This is a genomic window from Streptomyces sp. NPDC059080 (assembly GCF_042739975.1).
Classification (GTDB): Bacteria; Actinomycetota; Actinomycetes; order Streptomycetales; family Streptomycetaceae; genus Streptomyces; species Streptomyces benahoarensis.
Genome location: NZ_JBHYGX010000001.1, coordinates 49,313 through 65,560 on the forward strand (window position 1 = coordinate 49,313; position 16,248 = coordinate 65,560).

Consider the following 16,248-nt stretch of genomic DNA (forward strand, 5'->3'; position numbering starts at 1 on the left):
CTGGGGCGCCGTGTGGACGCTGTTCAACAGGGGCACCACCGCCGGCGTTTCCGTGTCGTTCAGCATCGGCAGCGGGTTCGGCGCGACGTATTCGGGCGCCAAGGCGCTCATCGGCTTCGGTGCCGTCGACGTCCTCGTGGCCGGGCAGAAGAAGTCGCTCCAGCCGTTCGCGTCGACCGACGCCGGGTACGGCGGTGTCACCGTGCAGGGCGACGCGGAGACCTTCGTCGTGCTGGACGACGCGAAGCGGCTGGGGCTGGTCACCAACGGCCTCGACGGCCTGCCGCAGCCCGATCTCTGGCTGCCGCCGTCGCCCACCTCCCCCTTCGTCTCCCTCCGCGGCGTGCTCGACGCCGGGCCCGCGCTCCAGGCGTTCGCCGAGGCCCTGGGCTCCCGAGCCGGCAAGGTGCTGCCGCAGACGTCCCTGGAGGGCGACGGCGGGCTCCACAGCCAGGTCGTCACCCTGATGACGCCGGACGCGCTCAACAGCGGTCTGCACTACCAGCTCGTCCGCGAGGGCCTCGCGTACGCCACCCACTCCGGTGAGCTGCGCGTCCAGCTGGTGCCCGGGAAGCTGACGTACCGCGGCACCCGGCACGACGTCACCGTCGACGAGGATCGCTCGGTCAGCCTCACCCAGGCCCGTACGGTCTCCCGGTCCGTCACCCAGAACGTCGGCTTCACCGGTACGCACACGGCCATGACGCAGCACAACGACGCGTCCGGCAAAATGCCCGCCGGGGCGGTGGGCATCGGCGCCCCCGTCACCGTCAACGTCGTCGCGACCACCACCCGCGCCCGCGTCACCTCACAGGCGATCAGCATCACCAACTCCCTGTCCGTGGACGGGATGTTCGCGGAGTACCAGGCCGCGTACGACATCCAGCTGACCTACACGGACGGCGACGGCAACGTCGTGCGGGTCCGCAGGCCCGCCGGATCGCTGACCCAGATGCACCCGGAATCGCTCCTGGTCCCGGCCCGCATCCCGGGCGGCGGGAACACGCCCACCACGCAGCCGGACACCTCCGCCGCACAGCCGGATCCGGTCACCTTGCAGCCGGTCACGGCCCCGGACAGCTCCACGCCCACGGACCACGCCGTCGTCACCGGGAGCGTCACGTCGCCGGCGGATTCCGTGAGCCGTACGAGCTCCTCCGCGCTGGGCACGCAGCTCGGCGCTCCCGTGGTGCCGGAGGTCTGGCAGGCGAAGAACAGCCCGCTGACCCAGGCGCTCGCCCACCGGGACGTGATCATCCTTGAGGGCGGCAGCGGCAAGGATCTGTACCAGCACGTCCTGGCAGCCCTGGACGTCGCCGCCGGCCAGGAGAGCCGCTTCACCCGGCCGCCGAAGAGCACCGGTGCCCAGGAGCAGAACCTCACCCACGTTCCCTCCCTCATGGGCGGCGGCAGCCTGACCAAGCTGACCACCGCCGCCACCCGGCAGCTGCACGAGCAGAACTCCTCCCGCGCCCTGCGCGAGATGCTCTCCCAGATGCTGGGCATCGACGGCTGGCAGCAGCCGCCGGTCCACGACGCCCATGCCGTGGGCGCCGCCCGCGGCATGATCACCCTGCACGCCCGCGCGGCCTCGGCGCGCCCGCAGATCCTCGGCGTCGTCGACGGTGTCACGCTCTCCACCGACAAGCGTGTCACCGACACGGTGCAGCAGAACGAGGGCTCCACGGTCAGCAGCAACGTCACCCCCGGCATCGTGCCGTCGTACAGCGCGCAGCCCGTCCCCCTCAACTCCCGTGCCACGGGCGTGGTCTCCGCCCAGGGCGACACCTCCACCGCGCAGCACGCCACCACCAACGCCTTCAACGCGTCGCTGGCCCCCAAGGCGGAACGCCGGGTCCTCATCGAGGTGCCGCTGGAGTTCCTGATCGACGCGGGCGTCACCAAGCAGGTGCTCAGGGAGGGCTTCGACCAGGTCGGCGACGCCCTCACCGCGAGCGCCCAGACGGTCGGCGACGCGTTCGCCAAGGCCGTCGAGAGTATCCGGACGAACGCCAAGGGCGACGAGACCGGCGACGCCGGCCGGGAACTGCTCGACCACATCGTCGAGAACACCAAGGGCTCGGCCACCGCCCTCTTCGCCGCCGAGGAGAGCGTCACCGCCCTCGTCCCCGAACGGGTCCTGCGCGAACTGGGCCTCCTCGACGACGCCCACTTCCCGACCGCCGTCACCGAGGCGTACGACACCGTCAAGGACCTCCGCGAGAAGATCACCGAGACGGCCGAGGAGTACCGGGAAGCGGTCGTCCGCGTCGAGCGGTGCATCGAGGGGCTGTACGAGATCATCGGCGAGGCGGACCGGGCGCGCAAGGACCACGACGGCGGCTCGCACCGCACCCCCGAGGAGCTGGCGAAGAGCTACCGCTCGGCGGAGAGCCGCCTGGTCGAGCAGAAGATCGAGCGGGCCGCGCTGCACGCCGAGACCGAGCGGTTGCTGCGCGAGCTGAACAAGGTGCGGCTGAGCGCGGAGGAACAGCTCGACTGGTACCAGAAGCACCCCAACGACCCGGACGCCGCCGGCAAGCCGACGCCCTACACCTGGGACAAGGAGGAGAAGGCCACCCGCCACCCGGTGAGGGCCGCCGGCGAGGAGGACCTGCCCGAACCGCCCACCTCGTGGTCCGCGCCGTACGACGACGCGACCGTCCGCGCGCTGGTCACCGGCGCCCGGTCCCACGGCGCGCTGTGGTCCGGCGGCGCCGTGCCGCCCGCCCACCTCGCCCTGCGCGAGGAGCTGACGGCGCATGCGCTGGCACAGGCGTGGGAGGAGAAGTCCGCCGAGCTGAAAAAGGCGCGGCAGGCCGTCGAGGACGCCACGGCCGGCGGGCAGGACACCGGCACCCTCCAGCACCTGGTGGAGCTGCGCCGCTCCCGACTGGCCTACCTCAAGGAGGCCCACGACCGGGCCACGGCGGCCGCCAAGAGCATCCGCGACGCCCTGGACACCAAGCGGAAGGAGGCGGCGGACGCCGGCGTTCTGGCGACGTCGCTCGCGCAGGACGACCCGGGGCGCGCCAAGGCGGAGGAGAAGGCCGCACTGCTCAAGGCGGAGGCCGGCCAACTGCTCAGCGGCGAACCGCTGAAGGGCACCGACGACCTGCCCGGCCGCGTCCTCACCGCGCAGCACGCACTGGCCGCCGCCCAGCGCGCCCACGACGCGGCACCCGCCGGCTCCGACGCCCGCCGTGCTGCCTCCGAGGAGATCGCCCAGCACCTGGACACGCTGAGCGACCTCACCGTGAAGCAGGCCGTTCTGGACTTCGCCACGGCGCAGCGGCCCTCGGTGTTCCCGGAGCCGCCGCTCGTCGAGGAGTACGCCAAGGAGCACGGCGACGCCGTACAGCGGGCCGTTGAGCACCTGGAGGAGCACGACAAGCCTCCGATGTTCACCGCGGGCGAGACCAAGGAATCCGGCTCCCCGACCACCTACACCGACCAGGACGGCACCGTCCACGACGTCCTGGACCCGCACGATCCCGGCAACCCGGACGCCACCGACGGCGAAGGGCTGATGCTCTCGTTCCACGAGGGCCTGAAGCACCTCGCCGCCCACGGCACGCAGCTGCCCGAACCGCTGCACGGCGGCACCCAGCAGGAGATCTCGCAGCACGTCCGGCGCCGGATGGCCGGCCAACTCCGCGAGGACGGCAGGCTAGAGCGGGACGGCAAGCCCGCGGGCGTGCTCGCGCCCACCCTGGAGAACACGTGGCTCCAGCTGGACCCCGGCCGGGACGTCTTCACCCAGGAAGACCTCGACCTGGCCGGAGTCGGCGCGCTGTCGGCGGCCCACACGAAGGAGTTCGCCCAGGACGGCGTCCTCCACACCAACATCCCGCTGCCCCACGGTGCCCGCGTCGAACTGCTCGCCCTCCAGATCGAGCGGCCCGCCCACTCCGACCTGCGCCGCTCCGGCACCAAGGACCGCGAGTACGCCGACCTCTACCTGGCCCCGCTGCTCCTCGCCCGTTCCTACAAGGTCGAGGTCCACGTCGTACGTCCCGGCGTACCGGTGGAGATCTTCCACCCCAACGGCCCGGACGGCGACCGTGACCCGTCGCTGCCCAAGGTCACGCTTCTGCTGGAGGACGACACCGTCAAGGCCCTCCTGCCGCGGCCTGCGGAGGACGGTGACACCACCGCCGGCACGCCGCAGACCACGGCCACCGAGCAGCCGGCGTCCGACACCGCGAAGTCCCCGGCACCGCCGAACGGCACGCAGCAGCTCTCCCGGCCGTCCGGCAGCACCGACAAGGGCAAGGCTCCGGCCGCTCCCAAGACGTTCGGCGGCACCCTGACGGAACGGGCCCCCGCCACCCCGCAGCGGAGCACTCCTCTGCCCGGCACGGCCCTGCCGGTGCCGAAGGACGGCTGGTGCCAGCTGTCCTCGCTCCTCGTCGGGGCCCCGGAACACGTCCGCCGGCAGCTCGAACGCTCCGGCCGCCTGGAGGGTGACCCCGAGGTGGATGCCCTGCTGCGCGACCCGCAGGCGCTCCGCGCGGCCGCCCTCGGCAGCCACGCGCAGGAATCGCCGTTCCGCCGCGCGGTACTTCTCATGCAGCGCCACGTCATGGACCTCCTCACCGAGGACGTCCGCACGATGTCGCCCCGGCTCGCGAGGGACTCGATGGTCCGCGGGCACCGGAGTTCGTCGGGCGCGGTGACCCGGGACGAACTGGCCGAACGCTTCCGGGACATCGATGAGTTGAAGACACTCCGCGAGTCCTGGCTGGACGCATGGGAGAAGAGCCTGGTCAACGGGCGCGAGCCCATGCCTCGCGAAATCGCGCACGAGTACGCGCAGAGCTCCTTCCCCGCACCGGCGGAGACCGGCGTCCGGCAGTTCCTCGACGCGCTGGAGGAGAACGCCCTCGGCCTCTTCTCCGACTACGCCTGGCAGCACGCCTCCGGCTGGACGGAAACGGAGTTCGCCGACCTGCGCGCCACCGTGGAAGCCTGGGACAGGGACTACGCCACACCCCACTCCGGTGAACTCCTCCTGCCGGTCCTGGCGGCGGCGTTCGACGCCCGCATCCACGTCAGCCGCCCCCACACCGACGACCTCGACGCACCGATCGGCCCGCTCACCGGCGCCCCCGTCGTCTTCCGCTACAACGGCACCAACCACTACGACGGCGACACGGGTGACGGGGCGTCGCCCGTCGTCTCCTCCGAGCAGGAGCAGCACCCCGAGCAGGAGCAGCACCCCGAGCAGGAGCAGCACACCGAACCGGAGCACACCCCCGGCACGCCCGGCCCCGACCCGCTCATCGACCCGGTCACGCCCACCGGCCCCACGGAGGTCACGCCGACGGAGCAACAGGTGGCGGAGGGCACCGAGGCGCCCGGCGATGGGCTGGGGAACGACATCTTCTCGGTGCTGACTCCGAAGGACAGCACAGCGGACGACACCGTTTCCACTCCTGCCGCCGAACCGGGCGAGGAGTCTGTCTCCGATACCGGGAGCACGCCGTCCGTCGGCGACCCGGAAGGCAACACGTCGACGGACGATCTCGCACGCCGTGCGATGCAGTTGCTGGAGAAGCTGGAGGAGGAGACCCTTCACCACCAGCTCGCGGCGGAGCAGTCCGCCGGTGAGCAGGTGGCGGGGGAGGAGTCTGCCCGGAATCACGCGGTGGCGGACGAGCCCGTCCAGCAGCAGGTGATCGGCAACGAGGCGAGCGGCAACGAGGCGAGCGGCGACGAGGCGAGCGGCGACAGGAAGCCCTCCATCCGCCGTCAGGTGACCGACGAGGACCTGCGGTCGGTTTCGCCGCTGCAGCAGTTCATCGATCAGCTCCACGCGCAGGGGGAGCAGGCCACCGGGGAACAGACCGACGGGCTGGTCCACGAGCAACAGCTCACCGAGGAACAGCTCACCGAGCAACAGACGGCCACGGAACAGCTCCCGCAGGTGACCGCGCCGCCCCAGGAGGAGCCGCCCGGCTACCGGCACCCCGCCTACTCCCGGGAGGAGGCCCGGCAACTGGCCCGGGAGATGAACCTGTCCCCGGCCGGCCTCCAGGACTTCAGCCGGTACGCGTGGTTCGACCCGCAGCAGATGATGCAGCTCCGGCGCGACCTGGGCGTGCGGGACATGGCGCACCTGGCGGAACTGAGCCGGTCCATCGGGCGGGTACCGACCGACATCCCCGCCCTCGCCGGGGAACTGGGCATGCCCGTCGCCAAGGACCTCTACCGGGTGGCGCGGGATCTGGGCGTCGACCCCCAGCATCTGGCCCACGCCTTCCCCCACTCGCTGAGCCGGGTGGACCAGAACGTGCCGTTCCGGACTGCGGAGCACTTCCGCGCCATGGTGGACCGTCAGTTGCGCCGCTTCGGCGCGCCCGTCATGACACGCGACGGGAGGGGTGTCGATCTCGACGCCGCGCGCTGGCTGCTGGAGTTCGCCCATCGCGAGGGGATGCCCTGGCCGGACGGTGACACGTCGATCCGCGACAGGGACCGCCGGATCGTCCACGGCACGATGCAGCACTTCCTCGACTACGCCAAGAGGGCCCTCGCGGCGCCGACGCTGGAGCAGGTCACGGAACACCTGCGTGCCGCGGAGCCCGACGAGACGCGCCTGCTGCTCATGGACTACTGGGACGCGGGCCAGGGCCTCACGCAGGACCTCCCGTCGTACGACGAGTCCGTCTCCGTCCCCGCCGGTACCCAAGGCGCCCGTGAGCGGCTCGTGCTGTCGGACTGGGAGATCGCGGACTGGGCCCGGCGCTGGGACATGGACCAGGCTTATCTCCGGTTGCAGATGCGGCACACGTGGTTCGACCCGCAGCGGCTGGAGCACCTGCGGAGCACCTTGGGCGTACAGGAGATCCGTAACCTGATCCGGCTCAGCCGGGTGAGCGGACGTGTGCCGACCGACATCCCCTCGCTCGCGTTCCGCCTCGGCATGCCCGTCGCCAAGGATCTCTACCGCGCGGCGCGTGATCTGGGTGTGGATCCCCGGCATCTCGTGCAGTTGTTCCCCGACCGGCTGAGCGCGCTGCGTCAGGACACCGGACCGCTGTCGCCGCGGCGCCCCCACGAGCGTCTGGTGCGCGACGTGGAGCGGGAGCTGTCCGCCCTCGGAGCCTCCGACCCCAAGCTCCGCAACTGGCTGTTCGGCCTCGCGGTGCAGGAGTCGCAGTTCTGGGAGACCGGACCGTCGGAGGAGTTGCCCCAGTCCTTCCAGGGATTCCTCCGCTTCGTCGGCGGCGAGGGGGACCTGCGCACGCTGTACGCGCTTCGCGAGTCGCGGGACGCCGTGGAGGCCCGGATCGCCGAGTGGCGGGAGACCTTCACCTATCCGGCTCCGTACGACGACCAGGCCGCCCCGAGGCACCTTGCCGAGGAGTTGGGGCTGACGGGCGAGGACGCGGACAACCTGGTGGAGCTGGCGGATGCACTGGGCGGCGTGCCGGTCGCGCTGCGCGAGGTCGCGGAGAAATTCGGCTTCACGGCTTCCCAGCTGCTGGCGCTCAGCGCGGAGCAGCGCGTGACGCTGGTCTCCGGCATCCTGAAGTGGCCGATGCTCCCGCTCGACGCGGAGGAGGCCGGACGGCGTCGGGCCGACCGGCGCTGGGCCCTCGAACAGGTCGAGAAGGCGCTGTTCTGGGAGGGGCCCGAGGGCGCGAAAGACGCGGCGCGGAAGGCTTCGGCACAGCAGCGGAAGGACGATTTCGACGCCCTTCCGCAGCAGTTGCGGGACCGGTTCACGGACGACCAGCGGGCGGCCTTCCTGGCGGGCGAGAGGGTAGAGCTGACGACGGAGCAGTCCCGCCTGATCGACGGCGCGCCGGGCACCGTCACGTCGTGGATCGGCACGGAGGAGCAGCGCCAGCAGCGTCTCGGGGGCGGCGCGTCCTGGGGCAACACCCCCGCTCCGGGACAGGTCTCCGGCCAGGCGAGCGGGTCCGGTGCGGGCGGCGCGTCGGGGTCGGGGAGCGGCGGGAGCGGGCAGCCGGGCGGCTTCCCGACCGGCGGTGTCATGGATGTGGACGAGTTCGACGGGCTGGTTGCCGCCGATGTGCTCGGCGAGAGCGTCCGGACGTACCTGGCGCACATGGACAACACCGACCGGGCCGACTGGACTCCGCAGGACCTGGAGCACGGTCAGGAGCTGCTGTCCGCCCTCCACCAGCCGATCGAGACCGGTGTCCTCGGCGAGGACCTGCGGTTGGGCCTCCTGCGTGTGCTGGAGCCGGAGGACGGAGCTCATGCCGATCGGCCGTCCGACGCGGCGCTGGCGGCGCTGCACCGGACGGTCGGGCAGTTGGACGGTGAACCGCCGTGGGCGAAGTCCGTCCGGTCACTGTTGCGCGACCTGAGGTGGTTCCTCCAGCCGAGTGGGGGCCGGCCGCTGCCGCCGATGGCGCAGGCCGCGCTGTCCGAGAAGGCGTGGAAGTGTGTGCTGCGTCTCCCCTCGTCCCAGGGGATGCCCTCCGCCGCGTCTTCCGGATACAGCCGGGAGACGGTGCTCGCGGCTGTGGTGGCGCTGGAGCAGGGGTTCCACCCCCGCGATACGGCATCGCCTTTCGCGGACGTGAGCGCGCGGCAGAATTGGCTGCAGGAGCTCGAACGGGTCGAGAGGGTCCTGAAGGAGGAGCGCTCTTCGGGCCGGCTGTCCGATTCCGAAAGCCAGTTGACGGACTTCCTGGCACGCGAATACCTGAGGCACCGTCAGCAATTGTGGGAGGAGCCGGCTCTCAGCTCGTTGTCCGGTGCCCTCCGGCGCCAGCTCACCGAGCGCCTGACCGCGATGCTCCGGCCGTGGCTGGAATCCCGCCCCTACGTGCAAGCAGCCCCATCCGACGACGACATGTCGATGTCCGGGGCCTCCACGTCCTCCGGTGACGCCGAGATGTCCGAGGACCTGGACGGCGGCTTCGACGGTGCGTCACACAGCCCGGGCGAGGCGCAGGAGCCGGACGACCTCGCGGGCAGCGAGGACACGCAGTCGGACTCGTCCGAGAGCGGCGAACTGGACAATGAACACAGGGAGATGGAGCAGCGTCTCTTCCCGCATGCCCTGACGTTCTCGTCGGCGGGGGAGGGCGTCGACTTCGGGACCAGCCACTGGAATGCCCACATCGAGACATTGGACACCCATCTGGATGAAGTGTTGCTGGACTATACGAGCGACCCCGGGGACTCCCCGGTCCGCTGGCTGCCCTACACGCCGACGAGCAAGGAACTCAACGCGCTCGCCTACGACCTGAAAGCCGGCGACGGCACCCTCACCCGCTTCCTCCGCGTCGTACGCGAGTACCACTGCATCAACCCGGACGAACACTACGACGACATCCTGGCCGACGGGACCCCGATCGACGGGGTCGTGATCGGCGGTGAAGCGACGCCGATGTCGGGCCTCGACTTCCTCGAGGAGGCCCTGGCCGCAACCGAACGGCACATGCGGGCTCTGGACGAGGCCCTCGGAACGCACCCTGTCCCCCGCCCCCTGGTCGTGGTCAAGGGAGTGGAGGCGGACTACTTCCCCGACGCCAGCCAGGTGACGCCGGGGCTGATCCTGCACGAGGTCCGCTACGTGTCGACCTCCCTCGGCCGGATCGCCGAGGAATTCCAGGGCCGGCCCTACCACCTGCATCTGCTGGTGCCCGAGGGCGCGCCGGCGCTCTACCTCGGCGACGTCGCCCTCCAGGGAGACGCCGAGCGGGAACTGCTGCTCGCAGGCGGCTTCGACTGGGAAGTCACCCATGTCCACACCGGCGAACTCGACGAGCAGACCCATGTCTACGGCCGGATCATCAGCCGTCCCCACAACGGCGTCTGGACACAGGACCGGCTTGCTCCGGCCCCGCCCCCGCAGGTACCGGCGGAGAGGGACGTCTCCCTGGAGGACAGGCGGTGGGCCGCCGGCCTCCTGCGCGGACCACTGGTCTTCAACTCCCCTCGGATGCAGGAGGCCGTGGGGGGCGTACTGATGGACATCGCCCGCCGCCGCGGGGAGTTCCCCGCGGATGACGGCGGTGAGGCAGCGCGGCAGGAGGCTGATCGGCAGCTGAGCGCCCTAGGGATCACCCTCAGGCCGGGGCTGCCCGGCGGCCAGGACAGGCCCATGCCCACGACCGCAGGATTCTCCGGGGCGAGCGGTTCCGGCTCCGGCGGCACCCCGGTGACGGGGCAGGGGCAGACGGAGGCGGCGGAGTCGCAGCCGTCGACGTCACCGGCCGGTGCCGCGACCGTGCGGCAGGAAGTTCTGTCGCAGACGGCACCTCGGCCGGCCCGCACCCCCGACGAACTCATCTACGCGACAAAGGCCCTGTTCCGCCGGTGGGAGAAGCGGCCCGACGACACCGCCGTGCCGCAGGCATGGCAGGAGGAAGGCTGGCACCTCCTGGCCGAGCTGGAGCAGCTGGACCGGAACGGCGCGGTGAGCCCGGCGCTCCGCGCTGAGGCGGCCACACGGCGGAAGGCGCTGCTGGAGGCGCTCCTGCCGGCCACGGACGAACTGCCCGAGGGCATTCGGCCCTGGGCCCAGAGCCCGGTCGAAACGCCCGCCGAGGGGGACACGTTCGCGCACGGGGACAGGACTGTCCGGAACGACGAGCCCCAGCCGGACACGGATCAGCTGAAGCTGACGTGGGTGAAGCACCTGGTGGCCGTGGCCACCCTCGTCCGGGACGGTCACTCCGCCTGGCTGCCGGAGGCACGGCACATGCGCGAGGTGCTGTGGCGCCCGTATGCGTCCGCCACGCCCGAGGGGCACGCCCTTTTCGCGCCCGAGCAGCATGCCTATCTGGCCCGGCTCCTCAACGAGGCGCTGCACGCGGCGGCTTCCGCGCCCGTCGAGGACACCACGCGGACTGTGACGGAGCACGACCCCGCCGACGAGGACGGCGCCGGGAACCACGACCAGGCCGGAGCCGGGCACAACGGCGGCCCGGGCGGTGATCAGGACGCCGCCGCGGTCGTCCACGAAGAAGGCGCGCTGACCGAATCCGACACGGAACCGCATGGTTCCGCACCGTTCGACGACATCTACGCGACGCTGACCGGTGCGAGCGAGACCGCCTCGGGCCCGAGCGGCACCGGCGGCGAGCCGGCGCCCGGTCCCCAGGGGCTCTCCGAAACGAAGAAGGAGAAGGCACCGGCCGTCCCGCAGCCCTCGGAGGCCGACGCCACCGACCGGACCGCCGGTAGCACGGGCGATGACCACACCCCGGTCTCGGAAGACATGCAGTGGGCAATGGGCCTGCTGCGGGGTGGCACGGTGCTCTCCGATCCCGGCAGCACGCCGAGCCCGGAGCAGCGGGAGATGCGGCAGGTGGCCGCCGAACTCGCCGCGAAGAGGGGCACGTTCGACTCGGTCGAGGACGCCAGGGAGGCCGCCGATCAGCTGCTGGTGCAGCACGGGCTACCCGTCTCCGGCACCGGCCTGTACGGCGGCGCCCCGTCGTCGTCCCACCCGGACGGGCGGCTGAGCCCGGACCCGTACGGGCCGGGCGCGTCGGGCGCCGTCACGTCGTCCCAGGACGGCGCACCGCGGTCGCGTATGGGCGGAGCCCTCACTCCCACCGGGGAGTTCGGCGGCGGCTACTTCGACGACCAGGTCGAGACCGGCAGGGGCGGAGCGCTCACCCCGACCGGGGAGTTCGGTGGCGGCTACTTCGACGACCACGTCGAGAGCGGCAGCGAGGACGGCTACGCGTCGGACGACGACTATGCGCCGTACGACAATCGCGCGCGCTACGACGAGCAGGTGCGGTACGGGCACTACGCGTCGGACGACGAGTCCGTGCGGTACGGCCAGGACGTGTCGGATGACGACCAGCCGCCGCAGGGCCCCGCCCCGGCGGATGACGAGACGGTGCGCTGGCTGGCCGAGGTCTGGATGCTGAGCGTCCCGGACCTGACCGGGCTGGCGCACCAGCTCGGCATCGAGCCGAACGAGCTGGACGTCCTCGACCCGGAGGGCCTCCTCCCCGCCCGGGCGGGGGCCACGACGGTGGAAGCACTCGCCACTGCGGTGCGTGACGGACTGGCCCGGGCCGGCTACGAGCCGCAGGACCTCGGCCTCCTCACCGACCAGGGCCTGTTGCTCAGCGTCGCCGACCTCGCCGCGTTCCGGAACCATCTCGTGTCTCAGGGACGGTCCGTGGCCGGTCTGCGCGATGCCGGGCCCGCCGAGTTCGGCCGGCAGGTCCGGGACTGGTGGCCCAACCGTGGTACCGCCCTCGCGGAAGCAACCCCGCAGGACCACGAGGCGTCCGGCCCCGACGCGCCTCCCCTGGAGGAAGAACCGCAGCACACTCCGAACGCCTCTGACGACAGCGAACGGGAGCCGGAGCCGACCGCTCCGCGGGACGTGGCTCCCCAGGACGTGACGGAGACGGCTCCGGAGCCGATCCTCTCGATGGACTGGATCTGGAACGAGCTGCTGCCCCGGCCCGAGGAACGCGACGCCGAAACGGTCATCGACGACGTCGAGGACACCGCGGGCGGCATGGTGCCGACGGCCGGTACCGGCGCCCCCCCGCCCGCCTACGACGAGGTCTTCGAGCTGCCGGAGGACACCCGCAACCCCCTTCCGGGGCAGGAGGACGTCGCGCCTCGGCTCGCGTCCGCACTGGTCGACGAACACGGCGACATGCTCGCGGACTTCACGACGGAGCAGGTCCTGCGGCTGGGCACCCTGCACGGCATGCTGGACGTCCCGATGGACGACCTCGTCGCCCTGGTCCGGAAGACGGAGGAAGTCCCGGATCCGGAGGCCCTTCAGGAATCGCTGGACGTCCTCGGGCTGAACGATGCCCCGCACTCCCTCTACCAGGTGCTCCGGCGCTTCCCTGCGCGGCTGGACAGGCTCCACTCGCTCGCCGCGCCGGACGAGCTGAGGAGTCTCTTCCAGCCGCTGACCCAGGAGGAGGGGCAGGGCGGATACGACCACGCGGTGCAGCGGGTCGTCGACGCGCTCACCGAACTGGACCAACTGCCGTTCCAGCAAGGGGAGATCTCGGGCATCCACTGGTCTCTCCGGCCCGGTCTGCCGGACGTCGAAAGGGAAGAACAGGCGGCCTTCTCGCACTTCTGCGACGTGTTCGGCCTCCCGGAAACCGCTGAGTACGGACGGCTGCTCAAGGACGTCGCCGCCCTGACCGGTGCCCGCGGGCCGCAGGACCGCGCCTGGCTGTACCGGGCCCTGTCCGACCCCGCGTTCACGGGTCCCGGCGGCGGCGCCGAGCGGGCGTGGACGGGACGGTGGCTGTCGCCGCCGCACGTGATCTCGCTGATGGGCTGGCGTCCGTTCGACGAACTGCGGAACATGCACTTCGCGGACTTCCTGGCCACGATCGACGGGACGGCGGCGGCCCGGGGCGGCGACGTTCAGCACGAGATCGAGGTGGCCCCGGGCGGCATCGCGGCCATGACGAGGCTGGAGGACTGGGCCGCCTACAACGCGGGTCGGCGCGGCAACGCCGGGGGCGACCGCAGCGTCGAGGAGTACACCCGGCTGGCCTCCCACGGCGTCACGCTCGGCGCCATGGCCGACTACGTTCACCAGACCGGTGCGGACAGCGACCTGATGCACGCGCTCTACGAGTACAGCGCGGACGAGGGACGGTCCGTGGTGGACGATGTCCGCACGTTGGGCGAGGAGCTGCACGTCGACCCTGCGTCGGCCCTCAACCTGCTGTACGTCGCCGACGAGGTCGGCCTGCACGGCGAGCAGCGGAGCCTGCTCCGCGTGCTCCGGGGCGATCTGCTGGCCCAGGCGGAGAGGGGCGCAAACCTCCTCCGCTGGCATGCGCAGCGCTTCGAGAGTCTGCTGGAGCAGAACGGCGTCAACGTCCTCGATCTGCTCATGCGTGGCGGCCCCGAAGCTGCCTACGTGACGTCGCTGTTCACCACGCTCCATACATGGGGCGCCGGAACCGAGGAACTTCCCGGTCTCGCAGCGTATGTGACGCGGGACGCGCAGGCGTCCGGCCTGATGCCCGTGAGCTATGACGAGGCGACGCCCGCGCAGCGCCGTGCGCTGTGGGAATACGCCGCCGAGCACCGCGACGACCTGAGGACGGTCGTCTCCGCGTGGCGCTCCCAGGCACTGGGGCTGGACCGGAAGCGGTTCAGCGAGCTGAACAACAAGGACCGTCACCCGTGGTTCGACGGTCAGGAACTGGTGGGCCTCGCCCGCAACCTCGGCCTGCCGGGCGAGTCGGTGCCCCACCTGGTGGACCTGGCCGAGCAGCTCAAGGCCGTGCCGCACACACTGCGGGCCCCGGGCCTGACGGGCGACGCGGCGGCGCACCTCGTGGCGCTGGCCAAGGTGCTGGGCGGCGTGCCGCACGCGCTGAACGAGGCCGCGGCACACCACGGGGTCGCTCCGCAGGAGTTGCTGACCGACCCGGGGACGCGCGCGCACGTGGCGTGGTCGTATCTGCGCTGGCCGGTGGCGATCACGCGGGGCGACACGTACCTCCTGCGCGCGCGGGAGGCCAGGGACGCCGTGCAGCAGGCCCTGTTCATGGACGGGCCGGATGCCGCGCGTGAGCTGGCGGAGCATTTGACCCGGGCGGAGCGGGAGCGGGAGTTCGCGGAGTTGCCGCGGGAGTTGCGGGAGGCGCTGACGCCGGAGCAGCGGGCATCCTTCGAGGCGGGGCAGCCGGTCGTGCTCACGGAGCGGCAGTACGGCGCGCTGCCGGACTCGGCGCAGGCGTACGTGCGGGGGTGGCCCGCGGTTCTGGTGTCGCGGATTCCGGCGGAGCGTGGTGGGTTGTCGGGTGGTATGCCGAAGGACCGGGTTCGGCGGCGGAACACTGGTGGGAGTGTGGCGGGTCCGTCCGGGGCGCGGCGGGTTGGGCAGTCGTCGTCGGGGGCGGGCAGTGGGCCGGTGGTGTCCGGTGTGGTGGAGGAGGCGCTGCGTTCGTCGCGACGGGGACCCAAGGGGTTTGCGGAGTTGGCGTCGCGCTCGTTGGCTGAGGTGCAGGGTGTGCGTGAGCGGGAGACGTATGCGCAGGCGATCAGTGCGTACCTGGCCGTGTATGACGGTCAGACTCCGCCCGTGTCACCTGCGTTGTACGAGGGATTCACGACGTATCTCCAGCAACTGGGGCCGGAGGTTCTTCGGAGGCTGAGGCCGAACGACCGGGCGACGGATGAAGATGCGGTGGACGGTATTCGCTCGGCTGCCAACGACATCTACCAGCGTTACGTGCTGGACAGGAATGCGGCGGACGGCGGTGACGGGAGTCCGGTGGCGGGCTCCTCGTGGGTGCAGGCGTCGGGTTCGTCCGTGGAGCCGTCGGTGTCGTCCGCGATGGTCGCCGACGAGCCCGCGGGGATGGCGGCCTGGTCCTCGAAGCGGTCCGGCCGGGGAGGTGAACTGGCGGAGGATCACCCGTTTGTCATGGCGATGAACGAGTGGCTGGACAGTCTGGGACTCAGCCCTTCAAGCCGACGCAATTACACGACCAAGTTGGAGAAAATTTGGCGCGATGCTCCGGGAGGGGCACGTGAGATGCGGAGCGCCGAAGGTCATCCTTTGGCGGCCTTCGGCGAGCATCTGGAACGGACCTTGGGCGCCCTTTCCGACCCTGCTTCCAAGTCCGTGGCGCGTCGCTTTTCGGATCACTTGAAGAGCCGGGGCGTGACGGTCACCGATGCGCCCATGGAAACGGCAACGGACGAGGTCGGTACCGCACCCGGTGCCACCGCCTCGCGGACCGGTTTCTCTGCCGTTGATCAACTAGGCGGGCGGGTGTCCTCGCTCAGTGATTTGGACGATCTTCTCGAACAATGGTATTCCGCGGGCCCGCTGGCCGAGATTCTCCGGGCTTGGCGGGACGACCTGATAAGGGCGACGGGTGAGAAATTGGAGAAGAAGGGGACGGCGAAGCAGAAGAAAGTTGTGAGGAATCACCTCGCCGAGGAGGTGCGGGAATTTCTCCTGTGGGAGAAGTATGTGGTCGGGGACAACCCAGTCGAGAACAGTCGGAAACTTCTTGATGTGAAGGTCCTGCCATTCGATGATGATGGGTACGAGAAATACCTCCTTGAGGTTTCTGGAGCGGAGGAGGTCAATGAAAATATCCGGCGAAGGAAGCGACTGGCTGGCCGTTTCCTGAAGTTCCGCGACGAATACCTCAACCCGGAGAGCGGCAGCGGTCCGCACGCCTCGCAACAGTCTGTCTGGGAAGGTGAGCTGGCGGAGGATCACCCGTTTGTCACGGCGGTGAACGAGTGGCTGGACAGCCTGGAACTCAGCCCTTC

General features: G+C 70.9%; 1 protein-coding gene (running past both ends of the window). It reads left to right on the top strand.

All 16,248 nt of this window come from inside a single coding sequence — locus ACFWWQ_RS00165, hypothetical protein, on the top strand. Of the gene's 44,616 coding nucleotides, 13,019 precede the window and 15,349 follow it; the stretch shown corresponds to coding positions 13,020–29,267 — codons 4,340 (partial) to 9,756 (partial); the first codon wholly inside the window starts at window position 2. Both codon boundaries (start and stop) fall beyond the window edges.